This window comes from Nonomuraea sp. NPDC003727, from assembly GCF_053586935.1.
In genome coordinates this window covers 518,749-540,371 of sequence record NZ_JBSFNE010000003.1, presented here as the reverse complement: position 1 = coordinate 540,371, position 21,623 = coordinate 518,749, and the positions used below count along the sequence as shown (strand labels likewise).

Here is a 21,623-nt window from a genome sequence, read left to right as displayed (position 1 = left end):
GATCCGTCAAGGGACGTTCGCCAGCACCATCCGCATGTAGGCGATCAGCTCGGCCCGGCGGGCGAACGGGTTGCGGTACAGCGCCGCCCCGCCCTTCCTGATGCGCAGCGCCTCCCTGACGATCCGGTGCCAGCGCTCGTCGAAGAGGCGCAGCGCGTACTCGCCCGCCGCCGTCTTCGACGTCACCTCGCCCGCGGCGAGCGTGTGGTGCAGCCTGGTCACCCCCAGCGCGCCCCAGCTCGTCCGGGCCGGGACGAGCGCGGCGAGCCCCCAGAGCGAGGTGGTCCTGGACGACTTCTCCGCCCATCGCGTCCAGTAGCCCGCCAGGTTCTCCCGCGTACGGCGGGCCAGCAGGTCCCAGTCGGTGTGGACGCCGATCTCGGCGACGGCGGGACCCCTGACCGTCACCCCGCTCTGGGCCAGGACGTGCCAGGTCACCAGGTGCCGCTCGAACCTGCTCTCGGCCTCGAACCGCCAGGCGTGCACGCCCGGGCGCGCGGGGGTCTGCTCGGGGTCGCGCCGCAGGTCGTCCCAGGTGACGTAGAGCCCGTCGAAGTGCGGTGACCTGCCGCGCTCCTTCAGCCGGGCGTGGACCTCGCGCAACGGCTCCACGTCGGCGCCCTCGGGGATCACCGCGACGAAGTCGACATCGCTCACCCCGGGCGTGAAGTCGCCGAGCGCGGCCGAACCCTGCAGGTACAGCCCCTCGACCAGCCCGGGCGCGTGCCGGTCGGCCAGGTCGAGATAGGCCGCGCACACGGCCTCGACGGACGCGTCGATCTTGTCGGTCATCCGGATGACCCTACGGGGACCGGCGGCGGCCCGCCGGTCCCCTTCTCCGTCGGCTGAACTCCGTCGACCGGACCCCGTCGACTGGACTACGCGGGCTGGACTACGCGGGCTGGACTACGCGGGGCTGGACTACGCGGGGCGCGTGACCGCGTAGCGGGCGGTCGTGGCGTCGCTGCTCAGCAGCCGCAGCCCCGCCTTCTCGAGCACGCGCGCCGAGGCCGGGTTCGCCTGCTCCACGCCGGCATGCACGGTGTGCACCCCGGGCGCGGTGAAGGCGAACGCGACCATGGCGCCCGCGGCCTCGGTGGCGTAGCCGCGGCCCCTGCGGGACGGCACGACGCCGTAGCCGATCTCGAGGGAGCCGTCGTTCGGCGGCCAGAACAGGCCGATCGCACCGACCACCAGGCCGGTTTCGCGCTCGACGATCTGGCGCTGGCCGTACTCGCCGGCGGCGGCGGGGTGCTCGGCGATGAAGCCGGCGATGACGCGGTCACCCTCGGAGGGGAAGTCCTCGGCCCAGTGCGCGAGCCGGGGACCGTCGAGGACGGCGGCGAGTTCGGCGGACGACCACGGCCGCAGGACGAGGCGGTCGGTGATCAGGTCGGTGCCGGAGAGCTGGAAAGTGGACAACGCGAAGACTCCTGGTCGTTGGGAGGAGCCGGACCGCGCTCTCAGCGTGCGGCGGCCCGGACAAGGGCATGACGACATGGCCGGCTGACAGCCATATTCATCGACCTCCCTCGTCTCGCGTGCCGCAGCAGAGTAGCAGGGCGGCCTGTCGAGCCCGCGACTGTCTCGACGCCGCCGCCATGGCGCGAAGCGAGCGGGCCCGGCAGGCCCTTCAGCCCCCGCCGCCGTCCCCTCCTCCGCCGCCGCCGCCATCGCCCCAGCCCCCGCCATCGCCCATGCCGCCACCGGTGTCGTAGGTGTGGTGGTAGCCGCCATCGCCCCCGTATCGCCGACGGCCGCTCTTGCGGCGGGTGTGCCGGACGGGTCGGGGTTGGGGGCGGGGCCGGTGGCCGAGCGCGGCCCTGACTCTGCGGTCGGGCAGTTCCTGCAGGCCGTGCAGTGCCACGCCGCGCCCGATGGCCTCGGGCGAAGGGCGGGCGGGACGCTCGCCCCGGGGTTGGGCGAGCCGCGCGTCCCGCAGCAGGCGGGAGACCCGCCCCGTGGTCCAGAGGCCGGTCAGGCCGGCGGCCGTGGCCAGGCCGAACACCCCGGCCGCGGCGTACGTCAGGCCCGCGGCGGGGATCGCGCGCAGACCCAGCAGGACGAGCGTGATGACCAGGCCCAGCGCGGGGGCGCCGGTCGTGACGCCCAGCAGCCGGCGGGCCCGCTCCGCCGCCCGCTCGGTCACCCAACCCTTGCCGACGAGCCGCTTGACGTCGTCGTCCGTGACGGCCTGATGCGCCAGATGGACCTCCAACCCGTCATCGGAGCCGCGGGCGGCCTCGACGAGAGTGGTCTCGATCGGTCCGCGCGCCTCCGGTCCGGAGGAGGAGACCTGGATGCGCCGCGTGGCGGAGATCGTGACCGTGCCCCTCGCGACGAGTTCGGCGAGCGCGGCGTTGACGACGCGGGTGTGGCCGCCCGCCAGGTAGGCGAGCCGGTCCCTGCCGACATCGGCGTGGGCCGGGTAGCGGCCCGGTCGCACCCTCAGCGCGCCGACCGCGGAGACCACCGCGACGCAGCAGGACAGGAGAAGTAAGACGAGGTCGATGATCGCCTCCATGTGTCGCCTTCGAGCTTCCACCCTTCATCCTGCCGCGATGTCGGGAGCCGTGTTGGGAGCATCGTTGAGCGGTCGTGCACGATCTTTCGCCTGTCCGGCATTGATCGTCCGGCCGGTGCGGGAGAGGGTGGGAAGGTGATTATCGATGTGTGGGCGCAACCCACCATGGGCGGACGGCCAGGCAGGCTGCCCATGCCGGAGATCCGGCGGCTGTTCGAGAAGTCGGGGAGCGCCGACCTGATCGACAAGCCCGTCACGCCGGGGGAACTGGTCGCGCTCATGGACGCGGCAGGCGTCGACATGCTCCTGCTGTCGGCCTGGCACCGGCCGGGCGGATGGGTGATCAGCAACGACGACGTCGCCACCTTCACCGCGGCCTACCCGAACCGGTTCGCGGGGCTGGCGGCGGTGAACCTGGCCCATCCGGTCGCGGCCGTGGCCGAGTTGCGCCGCGCGGTGGAGGAGCTGGGGTTCGTCGGGCTGCGGATGGTGCCGTGGCTGTGGGAGCTGCCGCCCGACCACCGGCTCTACTACCCGCTCTACACCACCTGCGTGGAGCTGGGCGTTCCCTTCTGCACCCAGGTCGGGCACACGGGGCCGCTGAAGCCGTCCGAGACGGGCCGGCCGGTGCCGTACCTGGACAGGATCGCGCTGGACCTGCCCGAGCTGATGATCGTCGGCGGCCACATCGGCTATCCGTGGACCGACGAGATGATCGGCATGGCGTGGAAGCACGACAACGTCTTCATCGACACCTCGGCCTACCTGCCGCGCTACTACCCGCCGCAGCTCGTGCACTTCATGAACACCTACGGCAGGGGCAAGGTGATGTTCGGGACCAACTGGCCCCAGCTGTCCCATGACCGCGCGCTCGCCCAGGTCGACGAGCTGGAGCTGACGGCCGAGGCGCGCGCCGACTTCCTCGGCGGTACGGCCCGCCGCGTCTTCAGGCTGGGCGCGGAGGACTGAGTCAGGAGAACCAGCCGCGCCGCCCCGTCGGCGACCTCGCCGCTCTCTACCGAGCAGGCCGAGCCGAAGGCGTCTGGCACGGGATCGCCGAGACGGTCCGCCATGGCGCTCGGCGGGGGCGGCGCGGTCTCGTGGCCGGTCGAGGCGGCCAGAGCCGAGCTGAGGGGACGGCTCAGCGCAGGACGCCGACCCCGCCGTCGATGCGCAGGCGCGGCGGGGCGTCCAGCAGGTTGAGGTCGTCCTCGTCGTCGACGCGCCAGTCCTGCACGGGAACGAGGCCCGGTCCGATCAGCTCGAACCCGTCGAACAACCGCAGGACCCGGGCGCGGTCGCGGAAGACGGCCTGCGCGGGGGAGTTGGCCGTGGCGGTCGTCAGCCGGGCGATCGCCTCGGGATGGCTCTCCGCCATGCCGTGGGTCAGCACCAGGTGGCTGCCGGGCGCCATGCGGTCCCTGAAGGCGGCCACGATCCCGGCGGGGTCCTCCTCGTCCATCACGTAGTGCAGGAGCCCGACCATCAGCACCCCGAGCGGCTGCTCGAAGTCGATCAGGCCGCCCACGTAGGGGTCGCCGAGGATGTCCTTGGGGCGGCGCACATCGGCCTGGATGCCTTCCACGCCGGGCACGTCGGCCAGCAGCACCTGGGCGTGCAGCCGCACGACCGGGTCGTGGTCGACGTAGATCACCCGGCACGCGGGGTTCACCGCGCGCGCGACCTCGTGGACGCTCGGCGAGGTCGGGATGCCGGTGCCCAGGTCGATGAACTGCCGCACGCCCTGCTCGGCGAGATGGCGCACCGCCCTGGTGAGGAACAGCCTGTTGGCGCGGGCCACCAACCGGGTGTCGGGTGCCACGGCGAGCAGCCGGTCGGCCACCGCGCGGTCGATGGCGAGGTGGTCCTTGCCGCCGAGGAGGTAGTCGTAGACGCGCGCCGAACTCGGCACCGTCGGATCGACACCCGGAGGAACACGCTCTAACTCGGCCACGGCGTCTCCTTGCCTCAAACCTCTGGATCGCCATGCTACTCAACCGCCGCCGAGAGATCGTTCAGATTTATCTCGATTATCAAGATATCAGTCCAGGGGCCGGCTCGCGGTGAGAGTGGTGAGGAGCGGGCGCAGCAACGGGTGGAGGTCGGCCCCCCGCCGGACCGCCGCGAAGACACGGCGTTCCGGGCCTGGGATCCGGCAGACGACCACCCTGGACAGGTCGAGGTCGCGCAACGCCAGCCGGGGCACGAGCGCGACCCCCGCACCCGCGCCCACCAGCGCGACCACGGCGCGGAAGTCGTCGGAGGAGTGCGCGAACCCCGGCGTGAAGCCCTCCCTCTCACAGGCGAACGCGATCACGTCGTGGACCGGATTGCCGGGATAGGGGCCGATCCACGGCTCGTCCGCCACCTCCGACAGCGTGCCGGCAGGCGCGTGGTCCGCCGGAAGCAACAGGTCGAAGGGCTCGGCGTAGAGGGGCAGCCGGGTCAGGCGATGGTCGTCGGGCGCGCCGCGGTACTCCACCGCGATGGCCAGATCCGCCTCGTCGTCGAGCAGCATGGTGAGGCCGCGGTCGCCCTCGGCGTCCAGGACCCGGATCTTCAGCGCGGGCGCGCTCACCCGCAGGGCGCTGACGGCGGGCGCGAGCACGACACTGATCGCGGTGGCGAACGAGGCCACCGTCACCTCGCCCGCCGAACCCGTCGTGTAGGCGGCGACCTCGGCCTCGGCACGTTCGAGCTGGGCGAGGACCTCGTCGGCGTGGGCCAGCATGATGCGGCCCACCGCGGTGAGCCTGATGCCCCGGCCGTCGCGGGCGAACAGGCGGTGCCCCACCTCGTGCTCGAGCGCGCCGAGCTGCTGGGAGACGGCGGAGGGCGTGAGGTGCAGCGCGGCGGCCGCCGCGGTCACGGTGCCGTGATCCGCCACCGCGCGCAGCGTCCGGAGCCGCCGACTATCAATCACCCGCCCATTGTGACCCGCCCCCACCGGTGGCCGCTCTGCGCACGGACCTGTGCGTGGCCCCGGGTGGGATGCCGGCTTGCCTTATAGGAGCGGTGGCCGGGCTGGCTTGCCTTTCGGGCTGGCTTGCCTTTGAGGGAAGGCGAGCCGGCCCGGGGGTGCGGGGATCAGTGTCGCGCGGTGATGAAGGCGGCGACGGCGCGGTCGACGTCGGCGGGGGTGTGGGCGGCGGACAGTTGCACGCGGATGCGGGCCTGGCCGTGGGGGACCACGGGGTAGGAGAAGCCGATCACGTAGATGCCCTGGTCGAGGAGGCGTTCGGCCATCGCGGCGGCCTCGGCGGCGTCGCCGATCATGACGGGTGCGATCGGGTGGTCGCCGGGCAGCACGTCGAAGCCCGCCTCGGTCATCTGCGTCCGGAACCGCCGCGTGTTGTCGCGCAGCCGCTCGCGGGCCTCGCTGGAGGTCTCCAGCAGGTCGAGGATGCGCAGCGTCGCCGCCGCGATGACCGGGGCGAGGGAGTTGGAGAAGAGGTAGGGGCGAGAGCGCTGCCGCAGCAGCTCGCAGATCTCCTTGCGGGCGGCGACGTAGCCGCCGCTGGCCCCGCCCAGTGCCTTGCCGAGGGTGCCGGTGATGATGTCGATCCGGTCGGTCACGCCGTGGAGTTCGGGGGTGCCGCGCCCGGTGGGGCCGACGAAGCCGACTGCGTGGGAGTCGTCGACCATGACCATCGCGCCGTACTGGTCGGCCAGGTCGCAGATCTCCCGCAGCGGCGCGACGTAGCCGTCCATGGAGAAGACGCCGTCGGTCACGATCAGCTTGCGCCGCGCGTCGGCGGCCTCCTTCAGCCGGGCCTCCAGCTCGGCCATGTCACGGTTGGCGTAACGGTAGCGGCGGGCCTTGGACAGCCTGATGCCGTCGATGATGCTGGCGTGGTTGAGCGCGTCGGAGATCACCGCGTCCTGGGCGTCGAGCAGCGTCTCGAACACGCCGCCGTTGGCGTCGAAGCAGGAGCTGTAGAGGACGGTGTCCTCCATGCCGAGGAAGTCGGAAAGACGCGACTCGAGCTCCTTGTGCACCTCCTGGGTGCCGCAGATGAACCGCACGGAGGCCATGCCGAAGCCCCACGTGTCGAGCGCCTGCTTGGCGGCCTCGATCACCTCGGGGTTGTCGGCGAGGCCGAGGTAGTTGTTGGCGCAGAAGTTCAGCACCTCGCGGCCCGCGACGCCGACCGTGGCGTTCTGCGGGCTGGTGATGACGCGTTCGGGCTTGAGCAGCCCTGCCGAGGCGATCTCGTCCAGCGTGGCCCGCAGGTCATCCCGCGTCGTTCCGAACATCGCGCGCTCCAATCTCTGCTGAAGGGTTCGCGCGCGCGGTCCGCGCGCGCCCTCTCCGTCGTCGCCTGGGTCTGGTGGTGCTGGGGAAGGGGTGGGTACGGCGAGCCGTCACGCGCGGGGCGCGGCGTCGCTCCAGTCGAGGATGACCTTGCCGGCCCTGCCGCTGGCCGCCGTGTCGAAGGCGGCGTCGAAGTCGTGGGCGGGGAACCTGTGGGTGATCACCGGGGAGAGGTCGAGCCCCTTCTCCAGCAGGACGGACATGTTGTACCAGGTCTCGTACATCTCGCGGCCGTAGATGCCCTTGATGGTGATCATCGAGGTGACGACCGTGGCCCAGTCGATCGCGAACTCCTCGGCGGGCAGGCCCAGCATGGCGATCCTGCCGCCGTGGGTCATGTTCGCGATCATGTCGCGCATGGCCTGCGGGTGTCCCGACATCTCGAGGCCGACGTCGAAGCCCTCGCGCATGCCGAGCTGCTTCCAGCCGTCGGCGATGGAGGTCTGCGCGACGTTCAGGGCGAGGCTGACGCCCAGCTTGCCGGCCAGGTCGAGCCGTTCGGGGCTGACGTCGGTGATGACGACGTTGCGCGCGCCCACGTGCGTGGCGACGGCCGCGGCCATCAGGCCGATCGGGCCCGCGCCGGTGATCAGCACGTCCTCGCCGACCATCGGGAAGGAGAGCGCGGTGTGGACGGCGTTGCCGAACGGGTCGAAGATCGCCGCGATGTCGGGGTCGACGGGGATGCGGTGCACCCACACGTTGGAGGCCGGCAGCGTCACGTACTCGGCGAACGCGCCGTCGCGGTGGACGCCGAGACCGATGGTGTTGATGCACAGGTGGCGGCGGCCCGCCATGCAGTTGCGGCATTTGCCGCAGACGATGTGGCCTTCGCCGCTGACGAGGTCGCCGACCTGGATGTCCTCGACGCCCGGTGCGACCTCGACGACCTCGCCGGAGAACTCGTGCCCGGCGATGAGCGGAAGCGTCAGCGTGTGCTTCGCCCAGTCGTCATATTTCCGGATATGGAGGTCGGTGCCGCAGATTCCGGTACGCAACACCTTGATCTTGACCTCGCCCGGCCGTACGGCGGGCTCGGGCACGTCCATCAGCCACAGGCCGGGTTCGGCCTTCTGCTTGACCAGCGCTTTCATGACGGTCGTTTCCCCCTCCTGACAACCTTACGCACTGTGCCGGTGATCACCCCTCGTGTCCATCGAGGTTTTCTTAACGGCCCTGTCAGCCCCGCTACACGATTTATCGAAAGAACCTTGTCAAAGTAGAATGACCCACCATGAGACAGGTCAGCGGTGACGCGTCCCTCCTGAGGAAGCTCAACTCCGCGGCGATCCTGCGCGCCATGCGGGGGGCGGGAGACGCGACGCTGACCGAGCTCGCCAGAGCTGCGAGGGTCTCGCGCCCGACGGCCGAGGTCATCGTCGAGGACCTGCTCGGCGACGGCTGGGCGGAGGAGTGCGAGGAGGAGCAGGGCGACCGGCAGCGCGGCCGGCCCGCGCGCCGCTACCGCTTCCGCGCCTCCTCGGGCCACGTGGTCGGCGTGGGCATCGGCTCGTCCAGCGTCCGCGCGATGGCCGCCGACCTCGGGGGCACCATCCTGGCCTCCCGCAGGGAGCCGCTGCCGCGCGACGCGGCCCCGGTCGAGCGGCTGGCCCTGGTGCGCGACCTGGTGTTCAGGGCCGCCGCGGAGGTGGGGCGCGAGCCGTCCGGGCTGGTGGCGGTGGGGGTGGGCACCACCGGCGTGGTCGACGGCGAGGGCCGGGTGGTCAAGAGCGTCGTGCTGCCCGGGTGGACGGGTGTGGAGCTGCGGGCCGAGCTGGAGAAGCGGATCCCCGCGCCGATCCTCGTCGAGAACGACATGCGGCTGGCCGTGCTGGCCGAGCACTGGCGGGGGGCCGCCCAGGGCCGGAGCAACGTCGTCTACCTGTTCACCGGCGACCGGCTGGGTCTCGGTTTCCTCATCGGCGGGGTTCCGTACCGGGGGGCCAACGCGGCCTCGGGTGAGATCGGCGTGCAGGCGGGCGACCACTGGGCCGCGTTCAGGCACGTCCTCGACTACGCCATGGCCGTGGAGCCGGGCGAGCTCAGGTCCACGAGGCAGAGCGCCGAGTTCGCCATCACCAGGGCCCGCGCGGGCGACGCGCAGGCCGCGGAGGCGGTCTCGAGGTTCGCCCGGCACCTGGCCGGCGGCCTGATCAGCATCGTCAACCCGCTCGACCCGGAGATGGTGGTGGTCGGCGGCAGCCTGTCCACCGCGGGCGATCTGCTGGTCGGACCGATCCAGAGCTACCTGGACGAGGCCTGCCTCTACCCGCCCAGGGTGGTGGCGTCGGAGCTGGGCAGCGAGTCGATCACGCTCGGCGCGGCGCGGATGGCGCTGAACCACGGCGACGCCGTGCTCTTTTCGTAGATCGTCTTTATCGGGCCACGCGGCCATGCCGGCGGTGGTGCCGCCGGCCATCACGCCGGTCCTCGCCGTGATCCGGTTCCGGCTGCAGAGGAAGTGGGTCCACCGTGCGAGCGTGCCGGCCGTCGGCCGGGGGCTTGGTGATGCCCTTCGCCTGGAAGGTGCGCACCGCTTCGTCGTGATGCGGCGGCAGATCCTGCAAGTAGCCGCTTTCTCCTGAGAGGTTGCTTAACAGGGGCGGGATGCGTGCCCGAGGACGGCGATGCTGGGGCACGACTGCGCATAAATGTGGGGTTTACCCTAGTAACTTTCATAAATGGGCGCTAACCTCACGGCAACCCGTTCCGACTTGGAGGTGAGACGTGGTCGCATCCACGGCAACCCCCCTGGTGGATGCCCAGACGGACGTCCACTCCCACCGCGGGAGCATCCGCGACCGGCTGAGACGCGACTGGACGCTGCTGGCGCTGTGCCTGCCCGGCGTCCTCTACTTCGCCGTCTTCTTCTACGTCCCGCTGCTGGGCAACGTCATCGCGTTCAAGGACTACGCGCCCTTCCTCGGCATCTCCGGCAGCCCGTGGGTGGGCCTGGAGAACTTCGCGACGCTGCTGGCCGAGCCGGAGTTCTGGTCCGCCGTCGGCAACACGCTGGAGATCACCGCGCTGCAGCTGCTGCTGTACTTCCCCGCCCCCATCGCGCTCGCCCTGCTGCTGAACTCGCTGGTCGGCCACCGGATCAAGCGCTTCATCCAGTCGGTCGTCTACCTGCCCCACTTCCTGTCGTGGGTCGTGGTGGTCGCGATGTTCCAGCAGGTCATCGGCGGCGCCGGCACCGTGAGCGGGTTCCTGAACTCCCACGGCATCACCATCGGCAACCTGATGTCCAACCCCGACACCTTCAAGCTGCTCGTCACGGCTCAGGTGATCTGGAAGGACTGCGGCTGGGGCACGATCATCTTCCTGGCCGCGATCACCGCCATCGACCTGAACCAGTACGAGGCCGCGGCGATCGACGGCGCCGACTGGAAGCGCCGCCTCTGGCACGTCACGCTGCCGGGGATCCGCTCGGTCATCCTGATGATGCTGATCCTGCGCCTCGGCGACATCCTGTCCGTCGGCTTCGAGCAGATGGTCCTGCAACGGGACGCGGTCGGCGCCGGCGCCGCCGAGGTCATCGACACCTACGTCTACTACCACGGCATCCGTGACGGCGACTGGGGCATGAGCACCGCGGCAGGCCTGATGAAGGGCCTCATCGGCGCGGCGCTGATCTACGCGGCCAACAAGCTCGCACACCGCTTCGGAGAGCAGGGGATCTACCGGTGAGGCCGCCATGGATGGAGCGCCCGTCGATCGCCGGGCGCGCGCTGAAGTTCGTCGTGCTGGCCGCGGTCGTGGTGGCCGTGCTGTACCCGTTCGGGCTCGCCGTCGGCACGAGCCTGATGGGGCGGGAGGAGAGCATCGCCAACGGCGGCAGCTACGTGCTCTTCCCCTCCCAGCCGACCTTCGAGGCCTACAGCCTGATCCTGTCGGGCGGCGCGGTCACCAGGTCGGTGCTGATCAGCATCGGCATCACGCTGACCGGCACCGCGCTGAGCCTGATCTGCACCGTCTTCCTCGGCTACGCGCTCTCGCGCAGGGGCCTGCTCGGCGGCAAGCCGATCCTGCTGATGGTGCTGGCCACGTTCCTGTTCACCCCCGGCATGATCCCGAGCTACCTCATGGTCAAGGAGCTCGGCATGATCGACACCTACCAGTCGTTGATCGTGCCCGTGCTGGTCAACGCCTTCAACGTGGTGGTGGTCAGGGCCTTCTTCCAGAACCTGCCCGAGGAACTGTTCGAGGCGGCCCGCATGGACGGCTGCACCGAGTGGCGGATGCTGTGGCGGATCGCGATCCCGCTGTCCAAGGCGGTGATCGCGGTGGTCGGCCTGTTCTACGCCGTCTCCTACTGGAACACCTTCTTCACCGCGATCCTCTACATCAACGACCAGTCCAAGCACCCGATCCAGGTCGTGCTGCGGCAGTTCATCTTCCGCGGCACCTCGGCCACCGGCTCCGACGTCGCCATCGTGCGTGACCTGCCCGCCGCCTCGGTGCAGATGGCCGTCCTGGTCATCGCGCTGGTGCCGATCCTGCTCGTCTACCCCTTCCTCCAGAAGTACTTCACCAAGGGCGTCCTCACGGGCGCCATCAAGGGCTGAACCGCACCCTTTCCAGGAGAAACACATGTCCACAACCATGTCCCGCCGTGGCTTCCTCGGACTCGCGCTGGCCGGTGCCACCGTCGCCGGCCTCGCCGCCTGCGGGGGCGAGGGTGGCGGCGCGGCAGGCGTCAAGAAGGGCGGCGCCGAGCTGTCGAAGAAGCTCGTGCTGCCGACCTACACCGCCGCGAAGATCCCCACGCCGGACCTGCCGATCGACGCGGGCCAGGACCCCGCCTACCTGAAGTACCCCACGGAGCTGGTCAAGTCCGTCGCCGCCCCGCCCGGCGACGGCAAGAAGATCACCTCGCTCACCCAGACCTGGGACGTGGCGCCGCCCGCGCCCGGCCAGAGCGCCTACCTCCAGGAGCTCAACAAGGCGCTGGGCGCCGAGTGGGACATGAACATCGTGGTCGGCGACGGCTACCCCGACAAGTTCAACGCCATCATCGCCAGCGACGACCTGCCCGACCTGGTGTGGTTCCCGCCGAACCAGGGCCTGCAGCGGGTGCCCGAGCTGCTGGCCGCCAAGTTCCACGACCTGACGTCGTACCTGAGCGGCGACGCCATCAAGAAGTACCCGAACCTGGCCAACCTCGGCGACGTGGCGTGGAAGTCGGCCGTCACCGACGGCAAGCTGTACGGCGTGGCCGTCTCGTACAGCAAGTTCGGTCAGGTCTTCCTGGTCAACCAGGACTACTGGGAGCCGGTCGGCGGCGCCACCTTCACCAGCGCCGACGACTTCCTCGAGAAGACCAAGCAGCTGCTCGACGTCAAGAAGAACAAGTACCCGCTCGAGCCGTCCTACGTGAACCACGTCCACATGTTCAGCCACTGGTACGGCGCGCCGAACACGTGGAAGCTGGAGGGCGGCAAGCTGACCCACCAGTACGAGACGCAGGAGTACCTCGCCGCGCTGGAGTTCGCGGTGAAGTGCTTCCAGGCCAACCTGTTCTGGCCCGACCCCGCCCTGGCCACCATCAAGGACAAGGTCGCCAACGGTCAGATCGGCGCCTACGTCGAGTCCTTCCCCGGCTTCCTCAACGACGCCAAGACCCAGAAGTACAACCTCGGCGCGATCGTGCCGTTCGCCGCGACCCCGTCCTCCAAGCCCGTCTACAACGCGGGCCTCGGCTCGGTCGGCTTCACCGCCATCAGCAACAAGGTCGACAAGGCGCGCGTCGAGACGCTGCTCGGCGTGCTGAACTACCTGGCCGCGCCGTTCGGTACCGAGGAGTACCAGCTCGTCAACTTCGGCGTCGAGGGCACCCACTTCACCAAGAAGGACGGCGACCTCGGCTTCACCGACAAGGGCAAGGCCGAGGTGCCCACCACCGTGCAGCCGCTGCAGTTCGTGATCGGCTCGCCGTCCGCGCTGTTCCTGCCCGGCCAGCCGGAGCGGACCAAGCTCATCCACGACTTCGAGACCAAGGTCGCGCCCATGCTCCAGCCGCGCGTCACGACGGGCCACTTCTCCGACACCTACACGCAGAAGAACGGCGAACTGAGCACGATGGCATCAGACGCGATCGTCGACTTCGTCACCGGCCGCAAGCCGCTGTCGGAGTGGCAGAGCTTCGTCAAGAAGTGGATGGACAAGGGTGGCGCCGCGATGAAGGCCGAGTACGAGGCCTCCATCGCCAAGGGCTGAGCCCCGCCGTACGTCAAGGAAAGGACAGAAGTGGAAGACCTGCGCATCGGAGTCATCGGCCTCGGGCTGCGAACCAGCCTGGCGCTGTCGGCGCACCGCCCGGGCAAGGGGTCGGTCGTGGCCGCGCTGTGCGACTCCGACCCGGCTGTGCTCAAGCGGCAGGCGGGGCGGTTCGAGGCGGACATCCTCACCGAGGACTACCGCGAGCTGCTCGACAGGAAGGACCTCGACGCCGTCATCGTGATGACGCCCGACGACACCCACGAGCGCATCGCGGTGGACGCGCTCGAGGCGGGCAAGGCCGTCTACCTGGAGAAGCCGCTGCACATCACGGTCGAGGGCTGCGACAACATCCTGCGCGCCGCGCGGCGGACGGGGACCAGGCTGTACGTGGGGCACAACATGCGCCACATGGGCGTGGTCAGGCTGATGCGCGACATCATCCAGAAGGGGATCATCGGCGAGCCGAAGACCATCTGGGTGCGGCACTTCGTGTCCTACGGCGGTGACTACTACTTCAAGGACTGGCACGCCGACCGCTCCCGCACGACCGGCCTGCTGCTGCAGAAGGCCGCGCACGACCTGGACGTCATCCACTGGCTCGCCGGTGGCTACACCACCAGGGTCAACGCCTTCGGCGACCTGATGCTGTACGGCGACCTGCCGCGGCGCGCGCCCGACACCCCTCGGCCGGACGGCTGGCTGAAGGAGTTCGAGTGGCCGCCCACCCAGCGCAGGAACCTCCACCACGTCATCGACGTGGAGGACGTGTCGGTCATGAACATGCGGCTGGACAACGGCATCATCGCCGCCTACCAGCAGTGCCACTTCAGCCCCGACTACGTGCGCAACTACACCGTCATCGGGACCGAGGGGCGGCTGGAGAACTTCGGCGACGGCCCCGGCGACACGGTGAAGGTGTGGAACACCGGGCCGACGTCCTACCGCGACGACTGCGACATCGCCTACCGGGTGCCGGAGGCGAAGGGCTCGCACGGTGGCGCGGACACCGAGATCATCGGCGAGTTCAACAGGTTCGTGCGGGAGGGCGGCGTCACCGACACCTCGCCGGTGGCCGCCCGCATGAGCGTCGCGGCCGGCTACATGGCCACGATGTCGCTGCGCGACGGCGGCACGCCGTACGACGTGCCGGCGCTCGATCCTGAGCTGATCGCCTACTTCGACCGCGGCCAGGCCTGACCGACCCGCCGTGTGGATCCGGCCCGGCCGTCTTCATGACGGCCGGGCCGCACGCGTGCGCGACCGCCCGCTTACACCTGTGTGCCGGCTCCTCGTCGCGTCACGCCTGCTGGTGGTTCTTCTCCAGGTCGGGGAAGGGGCTGGGCTCGGGGATGCTGGGGGGTAGCTGGCGCGGCCCCGAGGTGTGCTCGGCCTCGCGGGCGTCGGCGACGGCCTCCGCGGCCGCCTCGGACGCGCGGGCGATCTCCTCCTCGGCCTCGGAGGTGTCAGGAGAGATCTCCTGGGTGGCCGCCGACCGCGGCAGCGCCTCGGTGAACGCCTTGGAGACGCCCTGCAGGGCCGAGGTGACCTCGCTGGGGATGACCCAGAAGGTGTTGCCCTGCCCCTGGGCGAGCTGCGGCAGCACCTGGAGGTACTGGTAGGCGAGCAGCTTGGGGTCGGGGTCGTTGCGGTGGACGGCCTGGAAGACCTGATCGATGGCGCGTGACTGGCCTTCGGCCTTGAGGATGGCGGCGGTGCGCTCGCCTTCGGCGCGCAGGATCGCGCCCTGCTTGTCGCCCTCGGCGGTGAGGATCTGCGACTGGCGCTGACCCTCGGCGCTCAGGATGGCGGCGCGCTTGTCCCGCTCGGCGCGCATCTGCTTCTCCATCGCGTCCTTGATCGTCTTGGGCGGGTCGATGGCCTTGATCTCGACGCGGTTGACGCGCAGCCCCCACTTGCCGGTGGCCTCGTCCAGGACGCCGCGCAGCTGGCTGTTGATGGTGTCGCGGGAGGTGAGCGTCTTCTCCAGGTCCATGGAGCCCACGACGTTGCGCAGCGTGGTCACCGTGAGCTGCTCGACCGCCTGAATGTAGTTGGCGATCTCGTAGGCGGCCGCCCGCGGATCGGTGACCTGGAAGTAGAGGACGGTGTCGATCTCGACCACCAGGTTGTCCTCGGTGATGACCGGCTGCGGCCGGAACGAGACGACCTGCTCCCGCAGGTCGATCATGGGATAGACGCGGTCGACGTAGGGGATCACGAAGTTCAGGCCCGGCTTCAGGGTGCGGTGATAGCGACCCAGCCGCTCGACGTTGCGCGCGCGTGCCTGGGGCACGATGCGTACGGCACGCAGCACGGTGAACACCACGAACAACGCGACGACCAGACCCGCGATGAGTAGCGCCATATGATCACTCCCGAGGGTAGACGAGGGCGGTGGCCCCTTCGATCTCGATGACGTCGACGGTCGCTCCGGCGGGGATCACCACCGTGTCGTCGTAGGCCCGCGCGGTCCACTCCTCGCCGCCGATGCGGACCAGTCCGGAGTGGGCGGTCACCTCGCTGACGACGAGCGCGGGCTTGCCGACGAGCGCTTCGACGCCGAAGCGTTGCCGCGGGGGTTGCCGGATGCTACGCATGGCCAGCGGCCTGATGACCAGCAGGCCCGCGGCCGACGCGGCGGTGAACACCAGGAGTTGCAGCGGGATGGGCAGTCCGATGGCCGCCGTCAAGGACGTCAGCAGAGCGGCGGCGGCGAGCAGGCCGAGAGCGGCGGTGAGAGAGAAGATCTCGGCGAGGCCGAGCACGACGGCGAGGATTATCCAGATGACCCAATCATCCATACTCCGGCCCTCCTGGAAGGAGAACGGGCCCGTGTCCCAAAGGGGTTCCGTCTCTACGGTAATCCTTTGATTACCGGCATGGCAGCTTTCGGCGGTCCGGTTACAGGGACATGTCGTGACGGGGTCAGCGGAGAGCGGTGGGCGATCCGGGTCTGCCGAGGGCGCTGCCCTCGACCCACGCCTCCCACGGCAGCTGCCAGTAGCCCCAGCCGTTGTACCATTCCAGCTCCCGCGACGTGCCGGTGATCGTGACCGGGTCGCCGCGCAGCGACGTCTCGTAGAACCAGGCCGCCTGGTCGGGCCGGGCGTTGACGCATCCGTGGCTGACGTTGCGCCGCCCCTGCGCCCAGACGTTGTTCTTGGCGTGGACGTACTCGCCGCTGTTGGAGATCCGCACCGCGTGGTCGATCAGCAGGTCGTAGAAGCCGTCATCGCCCTTCTTCCTGCCGGGCGAGACCATCCTGACCGGGTCGCCCTTCTCCATGGTCAGGTGGATGCCGCTGGTCGTGGTGTACTCCCGGGTGGTGCCCATGCCGGCGCTGATCGCCATCCGCTGCACGACCTGGCCGTCGCGCCGGACGACCATCTGGTGGGTGACGGTGTCGACGGTGCTGGTCTGCTTGCGGCCGACGGCGAAGGTGAGCGCGTGGTCGGCGCTGCCGTACACGCCGGGGGCGGATCTGACGCCCGCGAGGTGGGCGATGACAGCGACCCGCTGCCGGGCCGGCCAGTAGTGCCGGGTGCGGTAGACGGCCTGGGTGTCGCTGACCCACCGCCAGGCGCCCTGGACCGGCTTGGTGGAACGCACCTCCAGGGCACGCTCGACGGCGGCCTTGGCGCGGATGGGGCTGTCGAAGGTGACGATGATCGGCGTGCCGACGCCGACGGTCTCGCTAGGCAGCGGCGACACCGAGGCCACCTTGACCGTGTGCTCGGCGGGGCGGGTGCGGAAGCGGCCCACGGTCAGCGCGGGCGGGCCGTCCGGGCCCGCCGCCCTGACCGTCACGACGTGCTCCACGCCGGGCGGGAGGGTCCAGGTCGAGCGCCACACCGTGCCTGTCGCGTCCAGCCTGCCGGGGACGGCCGTGCCGCCCGCGCGCACCTCGACCTTGCTCAGCCTGCCGCCCCTGACCTTGATGACCAGGCCCTTGTCGGGCCTGGCGCGGTTGTCGCCGAGGGCGGGCGAGACGATGACCATCGGCGCGGCGGGCTGCGGCAGGCGCGCCGTCACCGGGCTGCAGCCGCAGACGAGCGACAGCAGCACGGTGAGCCGCAGGAGGGCGCTGCGCATCTCACTCCTTCACTCCGGGGGGAAGCCTCCAGAGTTTAGCGAGGAGTGAGTGGTCAGGCACTCCGGGTGACGGTTCCCGACACTTCCCCCAAACTGATGTCGCCCGCCGTGGCGCGGATCGTGACGGTGTCGCCGTCCTCCAGGAAGGTCCGGACCTGCCCGTCGCCCAGCTTGAGCGGCTCCGCGCCGTTCCAGGTGAGCTCGATGAACGAGCCCCGCGTGTCCGGGCTCTCGCCGGAGACCGTGCCGCTGGCGAACAGGTCGCCGGTCCTCAGGCTCGCGCCGTTCACCGTCATGTGCGCCAGCATCTGGTCGGGGGTCCAGTACATGTTCCGGTACGGCGGCCGCGAGACGATCTCGCCGTTCAGCTCGACCTCCATCGCGATGTCCAGCCCCCAGTCGCCCTCGCGCTCCAGGTACGGCAGCGGCGCCGGATCCTGCGCGCGGCCCGCGATCCTGGGCAGCGCCTCCAGCGGCGTCACCCACGCCGAGACCGAGGTGGCGAACGACTTGCCTAGGAAGGGCCCGAGCGGCACGTACTCCCAGGCCTGGATGTCGCGCGCGCTCCAGTCGTTGACCAGCGTCACCCCGAAGACGCGCTCCTCGAAGGAGGAACCCTCGGGCGAGCCCACGACGAAGCCGAGCTCCGCCTCGATGTCCAGCTTCGCGGTCGGCCCGAACCTGCCGGCCCCGAGCTGCCCGCGCGGGCGGGTGACCGGGGTGCCCGACACGACCACGGTGCCGGCCCGGCCGTGGTAGCCGACCGGCAGGTGCCGCCAGTTCGGCTTCAGCGGCTCGTCGTCGGGGCGGAACATCCGGCCCAGGTTCGACGCGTGCTCGATCGAGCAGTAGAAGTCGACGTAGTCGGCGACCTCGAAGGGCAGGTGGAGCGTCACCTGGTCGAGCGGCACCAGGTGCGGTCCGGTGATCGACCGGTCCGTCGACAGCTTCTCGACGATCAGGGCGCGCGTGTCACGCCAGGCCCGGTGGCCGCGGGCCATGAAGGCGTTCAGCGAGCCGGTGGCGAACACCTCGTCGTGCAGGGCGGCGGCCAGGTCGAGGACGGCATCGCCGTACCGCACGCCGACGCGGGGCGCCTGGCCCGCACGCGAGAAGACCCCGTAGGGCAGGTTGTCGAGTCCCCAGCTCATCAGCCGTCCAATCCGAGGGTCTTCAGGTCTTCCACGGGCGCCGCCGTGCTGCACGAACCGTAGCTGACCAGGATCCGCCTGGCCTGCCGGGCCACGTCCTCCGGTACGGCCTGCGCCTGCCGGACGAGGTCGCCCACGTCGGTGGAGCCGAGCACCCGGAACGGGTCGCGCTTCTCGACGGCCGCGCAGACGGCGAGGACGAGGTTGAGGAAGCCGTGCCGGTCGACGCCGAGCGAGGGGTCGAAGTGGCGCACCGCGTGGTGGAGCCCGGCGGTGGCCTTGAACGGCTGGTCGTGCTCGGCACAGTAGCTGATGAACTCGGACAGCTCGCCGACCGACGGGAAGGCGTCGGCGGTCATGCCGCCGCAGCGGACCTTGAGCCCGACCCCGTGCGGCACGGGGGAGATGTGCCTCGGGTGCGTCTCGACGAACAACCTGACGTGCTCGGGGACCTGGAGCATCGCGGTGCTCTCGACGAAGTCCACCGGCAGGTCGGAGAAGTCGGGCACGGTCTCGGTGTCGACGATCAGGCCGACCAGCTGCGGCTGCTGTTCCTGCCGGCGCAGGCCGTCGATCCGGCTGGTCGGGCAGAGGAAGCGGTGGGTCAGCACGGGGTTGCCCGACTCCAGGTCGCGCTGGTGGCGGGCGACCGCCTCGTCCATGTGCAGCGACGTCGGCGGGAACAGGCCCGCGTCGTCGACCAGCGCGGAGAACAGCGCCGTCCGGACCCGCGGCGTGCCGGGATCGACGGCGCTCATCGGGCCCACGTCCACGCGTAGGCCGGATCCTCGCACGCCAGGGCGCCCTCGCCGAGGTCCAGCGGGCGGAAGGTGTCGACCATGACGGCCATCTCGTTGGTATGGGTGGCGCCCGCGGCGATCACCGCCTCGACCGCGCCTGGCTGCGGGCCGTGGGTGAAGCCGGCGGGGTGCAGCGAGATCGAGCCGACGTCGATGCCGGAGCCGGCCCGCGCGGAGTAGTCGCCGCCCACGTAGAACATGAACTCGTCGGAGTCGACGTTGTGGTGGTTGTAGGGGATCGGCACCGCCTCGGGGTGGAAGTCGAGCGGCCGCGGCATGAACGAGCAGACCACGAATCCCGGCCCCTCGAAGGTCTGGTGGACCGGCGGCGGCGCGTGCGTCTTCTTCACGACGGGCTCGAAGTCGTCGATGTTGAAGGCGTAGGGGTAGAGGTAGCCGTCCCAGCCGACCACGTCGAAGGGGTGGTGGCGGTAGGTCAGCCGGGTGAGCCCGCCGCGCGTGCGCACCAGGACGGGGACCTCCTCGCCCTCCTCCAGCAGCGGCTCCTGCGGCGTCCTGAGGTCACGCTCGCAGTAGGGGGCGTGCTCAAGGAACTGGCCGTACTGCGACAGGTAGCGACGGGGCGGCCTGATGTGCCCGGACGCCTCGATGACCAGCGCGTTGACCCGGCCCGACGGGACCCAGCGGTGGATCGTGCCGGTCGGGATCACCACGTAGTCGCCCTCGCCCGCCTCGATGGCGCCGTAGGTCGACTCGAAGCGGACGGTGCCCTGCTGGATGTAGACGCACTCGTCGCCCTTGGAGTTGCGGTAGAGCTCGCTGGGCTGGTCCGTCGTGACGTACGACAATCGGACGTCGTTGTTGGCCGACAGCAGCATCCGCCCGCTGACCAGGTCGCCCGCGCTCGTCAGGTCCTGGGTGCGGAAGTGCCGCGGGGACAGCGGCAGGTTGGGTGAGGTGGCCAGTGGCAGCGGCGACTCGACCGCCTCCGCCTTGATGATGGCGGTCGGCAGGTAGCGGTGGTACAGCAGTGACGAGTCGGACGAGAAGCCTTCCTCGCCCATCAACTCCTCCGCGTACAGCCCGCCGTCCGGGCGCTTGAACTGCACATGGCGCTTGCGCGGGACCTCGCCCACCTGGCGGTAGTACGGCATCGCAACTCCGTCCGTTTATCGGACAATAGTGTCCTCTATCCGTATTCACGGTCCTTTATCAGGGCGAAGATGTCAACCGAGCGCGACGGTGAGCTCCTTCGCGGCCTCGACGACCCGGGGCCCGACCCGCTCGTCCAGCGGACCGAACGTCACCACGCCCACCGACGCCTCCAGCCACGGCAGCCCGGTGACCGGAGCGGCCACGCCGCGCGCACCCTCCTGCAACTGCCCTTCCGTGACGAGATACCCGGCCTCGCCCGAACGCATCGCCAGGATCGCCTGGCCCGCGGCGCCCCTGGAGAGCGGATGCCGCGCGCCCTCCCGGTAGGCGACGTGCATGTTGGTCCACGAGGGCTCGACCACGGCGACGGCGAGACCGTCGTCACCCTCCGCCACCGTGAGGTGAGCCGTCGCGCCGACCTCCTCGGCCAGCCTGCGCAGCGTCGGCAGCGCCGCCGCCCTCAGCAGCGGCTGCACGGCCTGGGCCAGCACCAGCACGCCGTAGCCGAGATGCGCCCTTCCCTCGCGGTCGCGCCGGACGAAGCCCTCGTTCTGCAGCGACGTCAGCAACCGGTAGACCACCGGCCGGCTCAGCGAGAGCTGGGCCGCGAGCTCGGTCGGCGTGCGCCCGCCGTGGCCGTCGGCGAGCAGTCTGAGCAGGTGGAGCCCGCGTTCAAGCGTCTGGGCGGATTCAGCCATGTCCTGATTATGTCCGCGTGTGCGGAGTGTGACGCCGACCGGCGAAAGGGTAGGTAATGCGTCATGCAGTTGAAATGGCTGGCGCTCGCGGCCATCGCGGCCGTGTTCGCGGCCATTCCTCTCCTTCCCTCCGTGAGCACGCAACCCGTCTCCATGGTCCGCGACACCCCCGTGATCCAGGACCACACCCGTCCCCACCTGCTCGTCGAGAACATCTTCCACGTCACCGAGGGAGTCGAGGTCGACGAGCGGGTGCTGACCGTCGACAGCGGCTACTACTTCCAGCGCAAAGAGGTCGCGCCCGGCGTCGGGATCTCCGAGATCGGCTTCCTGTACGGCACGCCGAATCGGGCCGGCACCTACACCTCCACCCTCAAGATCTGCAAGGGCGACACCTGCACCCGCGAGCCGATCACGCTCGTCGTGCACACGAGGGTGTCGTGGTCGCCCACCCAGCTCACCTTCCCCGGCCGGGTGCACGTGATGATGGACAGCGAGATCGAGATCGAGGGCGCCCCGCGCGGCGTGCTGCCCACCTTCACCGTCATCGACCCCCGCCAGCTCCCGCCGGGCGTCACCATCGGGCCGGACGGGCACGTGGGCGGCGTACCGGAGAAGCCCGGCGTCTACACCGTCCCCGTCCAGGTCTGCGTGGCGAGCGACTGTTCGGGCGTCGTCGTCCGGATCATCATCGCCTAGCCCGGC

General features: G+C 70.2%; 21 protein-coding genes. 7 read left to right on the top strand and 14 right to left on the bottom strand.

Annotated features, from left to right (window positions below; all coding sequences use genetic code 11):
• Positions 1-6 precede the first annotated feature (6 nt).
• The 3 genes from ACWDLG_RS11245 to ACWDLG_RS11235 form a co-directional block, all read right to left on the bottom strand.
• Complete coding sequence (locus ACWDLG_RS11245) at positions 7-792, bottom strand: nucleotidyltransferase domain-containing protein (protein WP_449918487.1); 786 nt, start codon at positions 790-792, stop codon at positions 7-9.
• A 129-nt stretch (positions 793-921) separates the two neighbouring features.
• A complete protein-coding gene (locus ACWDLG_RS11240; protein ID WP_449918485.1) occupies positions 922-1,422 on the bottom strand; it encodes a GNAT family N-acetyltransferase in 501 nt (166 codons plus the stop codon).
• A 211-nt stretch (positions 1,423-1,633) separates the two neighbouring features.
• Complete coding sequence (locus tag ACWDLG_RS11235) at positions 1,634-2,524, bottom strand: TIGR04222 domain-containing membrane protein (RefSeq protein ID WP_449918482.1); 891 nt, start codon at positions 2,522-2,524, stop codon at positions 1,634-1,636.
• A 135-nt stretch (positions 2,525-2,659) separates the two neighbouring features.
• On the opposite strand from ACWDLG_RS11235, the gene ACWDLG_RS11230 reads away from it, so the two are divergent.
• Positions 2,660-3,493, top strand: a complete 834-nt coding sequence (locus tag ACWDLG_RS11230; protein WP_354914340.1) for an amidohydrolase family protein — start codon at positions 2,660-2,662, stop codon at positions 3,491-3,493.
• A 172-nt stretch (positions 3,494-3,665) separates the two neighbouring features.
• Here the strand turns inward: ACWDLG_RS11230 and ACWDLG_RS11225 are convergent, their stop codons facing one another.
• The 4 genes from ACWDLG_RS11225 to tdh all read right to left on the bottom strand — a co-directional run bounded on the left by ACWDLG_RS11225 (position 3,666) and on the right by tdh (position 7,933).
• Complete coding sequence (locus ACWDLG_RS11225) at positions 3,666-4,478, bottom strand: SAM-dependent methyltransferase (RefSeq protein WP_449918478.1); 813 nt, start codon at positions 4,476-4,478, stop codon at positions 3,666-3,668.
• Positions 4,479-4,565: 87 nt separating this feature from the next.
• Positions 4,566-5,447, bottom strand: coding sequence for a LysR family transcriptional regulator (locus tag ACWDLG_RS11220; RefSeq protein ID WP_354914344.1), 882 nt, complete (start codon positions 5,445-5,447; stop codon positions 4,566-4,568).
• A gap of 164 nt (positions 5,448-5,611) precedes the next feature.
• Complete coding sequence (locus ACWDLG_RS11215; protein WP_449918474.1) at positions 5,612-6,781, bottom strand: glycine C-acetyltransferase; 1,170 nt, start codon at positions 6,779-6,781, stop codon at positions 5,612-5,614.
• Positions 6,782-6,889: 108 nt separating this feature from the next.
• Positions 6,890-7,933, bottom strand: a complete 1,044-nt coding sequence (tdh, locus tag ACWDLG_RS11210) for an L-threonine 3-dehydrogenase (RefSeq protein ID WP_354914348.1) — start codon at positions 7,931-7,933, stop codon at positions 6,890-6,892.
• 140 nt (positions 7,934-8,073) lie between these two features.
• On the opposite strand from tdh, the gene ACWDLG_RS11205 reads away from it, so the two are divergent.
• From ACWDLG_RS11205 to ACWDLG_RS11185, 5 genes are all read left to right on the top strand, one after another.
• Entirely contained in the window at positions 8,074-9,207 is a 1,134-nt protein-coding gene (locus tag ACWDLG_RS11205) for an ROK family protein (RefSeq protein WP_449918471.1), read from the top strand.
• 359 nt (positions 9,208-9,566) lie between these two features.
• Positions 9,567-10,529 carry an ABC transporter permease gene (locus tag ACWDLG_RS11200; protein ID WP_449918468.1) on the top strand — a complete coding sequence of 321 codons (963 nt, stop codon included), beginning with the start codon at positions 9,567-9,569 and terminating at the stop codon, positions 10,527-10,529.
• Complete coding sequence (locus ACWDLG_RS11195) at positions 10,526-11,407, top strand: carbohydrate ABC transporter permease (protein ID WP_354914354.1); 882 nt, start codon at positions 10,526-10,528, stop codon at positions 11,405-11,407. The genes ACWDLG_RS11200 and ACWDLG_RS11195 overlap by 4 nt, the downstream gene beginning before the upstream one ends.
• A 25-nt stretch (positions 11,408-11,432) precedes the next feature.
• Entirely contained in the window at positions 11,433-13,058 is a 1,626-nt protein-coding gene (locus ACWDLG_RS11190; protein WP_449918465.1) for a hypothetical protein, read from the top strand.
• A 30-nt stretch (positions 13,059-13,088) separates the two neighbouring features.
• Positions 13,089-14,258 (top strand): Gfo/Idh/MocA family protein, encoded by a 1,170-nt coding sequence (locus ACWDLG_RS11185; protein ID WP_354914358.1) that lies wholly within the window; start codon positions 13,089-13,091, stop codon positions 14,256-14,258.
• A gap of 100 nt (positions 14,259-14,358) precedes the next feature.
• On the opposite strand, the gene ACWDLG_RS11180 is transcribed toward ACWDLG_RS11185, so the two are convergent.
• The 7 genes from ACWDLG_RS11180 to ACWDLG_RS11150 form a co-directional block, all read right to left on the bottom strand.
• Positions 14,359-15,426: an SPFH domain-containing protein gene (locus ACWDLG_RS11180; RefSeq protein WP_449918462.1), complete on the bottom strand. Its 1,068-nt coding sequence runs from the start codon at positions 15,424-15,426 to the stop codon at positions 14,359-14,361.
• A 4-nt stretch (positions 15,427-15,430) separates the two neighbouring features.
• Positions 15,431-15,862, bottom strand: a complete 432-nt coding sequence (locus ACWDLG_RS11175; RefSeq protein ID WP_449918460.1) for an NfeD family protein — start codon at positions 15,860-15,862, stop codon at positions 15,431-15,433.
• 124 nt (positions 15,863-15,986) lie between these two features.
• Positions 15,987-17,153 (bottom strand): Ig-like domain-containing protein, encoded by a 1,167-nt coding sequence (locus ACWDLG_RS11170; protein ID WP_449918457.1) that lies wholly within the window; start codon positions 17,151-17,153, stop codon positions 15,987-15,989.
• A 53-nt stretch (positions 17,154-17,206) separates the two neighbouring features.
• A complete protein-coding gene (gene fahA, locus ACWDLG_RS11165) occupies positions 17,207-18,304 on the bottom strand; it encodes a fumarylacetoacetase (RefSeq protein ID WP_449918454.1) in 1,098 nt (365 codons plus the stop codon).
• A complete protein-coding gene (locus ACWDLG_RS11160; protein ID WP_449918451.1) occupies positions 18,304-19,062 on the bottom strand; it encodes a hypothetical protein in 759 nt (252 codons plus the stop codon). The genes fahA and ACWDLG_RS11160 overlap by 1 nt, the downstream gene beginning before the upstream one ends.
• The gene (locus ACWDLG_RS11155) at positions 19,059-20,219 is read right to left on the bottom strand and encodes a homogentisate 1,2-dioxygenase (RefSeq protein WP_354914372.1); all 1,161 of its coding nucleotides are present in this window, start codon (positions 20,217-20,219) and stop codon (positions 19,059-19,061) included. The genes ACWDLG_RS11160 and ACWDLG_RS11155 overlap by 4 nt, the downstream gene beginning before the upstream one ends.
• A 72-nt stretch (positions 20,220-20,291) precedes the next feature.
• Positions 20,292-20,918: an IclR family transcriptional regulator gene (locus ACWDLG_RS11150; protein WP_354914374.1), complete on the bottom strand. Its 627-nt coding sequence runs from the start codon at positions 20,916-20,918 to the stop codon at positions 20,292-20,294.
• A 63-nt stretch (positions 20,919-20,981) separates the two neighbouring features.
• Here ACWDLG_RS11150 and ACWDLG_RS11145 point away from each other — a divergent pair, with 63 nt between their 5' ends.
• Complete coding sequence (locus tag ACWDLG_RS11145; protein ID WP_449918448.1) at positions 20,982-21,617, top strand: hypothetical protein; 636 nt, start codon at positions 20,982-20,984, stop codon at positions 21,615-21,617.
• Positions 21,618-21,623: the final 6 nt, after the last annotated feature.

Coding starts and splice junctions, on each gene's coding strand:
- ACWDLG_RS11245 (WP_449918487.1), bottom strand. CDS start 792: ATGACCGACAAGATCGACGCGTCCGTCGAGGCCGTGTGCGCGGCCTAT.
- ACWDLG_RS11235 (WP_449918482.1), bottom strand. CDS start 2,524: ATGGAGGCGATCATCGACCTCGTCTTACTTCTCCTGTCCTGCTGCGTC.
- ACWDLG_RS11215 (WP_449918474.1), bottom strand. CDS start 6,781: ATGTTCGGAACGACGCGGGATGACCTGCGGGCCACGCTGGACGAGATC.
- tdh (WP_354914348.1), bottom strand. CDS start 7,933: ATGAAAGCGCTGGTCAAGCAGAAGGCCGAACCCGGCCTGTGGCTGATG.
- ACWDLG_RS11205 (WP_449918471.1), top strand. CDS start 8,074: ATGAGACAGGTCAGCGGTGACGCGTCCCTCCTGAGGAAGCTCAACTCC.
- ACWDLG_RS11190 (WP_449918465.1), top strand. CDS start 11,433: ATGTCCACAACCATGTCCCGCCGTGGCTTCCTCGGACTCGCGCTGGCC.
- ACWDLG_RS11180 (WP_449918462.1), bottom strand. CDS start 15,426: ATGGCGCTACTCATCGCGGGTCTGGTCGTCGCGTTGTTCGTGGTGTTC.
- ACWDLG_RS11175 (WP_449918460.1), bottom strand. CDS start 15,862: ATGGATGATTGGGTCATCTGGATAATCCTCGCCGTCGTGCTCGGCCTC.
- ACWDLG_RS11170 (WP_449918457.1), bottom strand. CDS start 17,153: ATGCGCAGCGCCCTCCTGCGGCTCACCGTGCTGCTGTCGCTCGTCTGC.
- fahA (WP_449918454.1), bottom strand. CDS start 18,304: ATGAGCTGGGGACTCGACAACCTGCCCTACGGGGTCTTCTCGCGTGCG.
- ACWDLG_RS11160 (WP_449918451.1), bottom strand. CDS start 19,062: ATGAGCGCCGTCGATCCCGGCACGCCGCGGGTCCGGACGGCGCTGTTC.
- ACWDLG_RS11155 (WP_354914372.1), bottom strand. CDS start 20,219: ATGCCGTACTACCGCCAGGTGGGCGAGGTCCCGCGCAAGCGCCATGTG.
- ACWDLG_RS11150 (WP_354914374.1), bottom strand. CDS start 20,918: ATGGCTGAATCCGCCCAGACGCTTGAACGCGGGCTCCACCTGCTCAGA.
- ACWDLG_RS11145 (WP_449918448.1), top strand. CDS start 20,982: ATGCAGTTGAAATGGCTGGCGCTCGCGGCCATCGCGGCCGTGTTCGCG.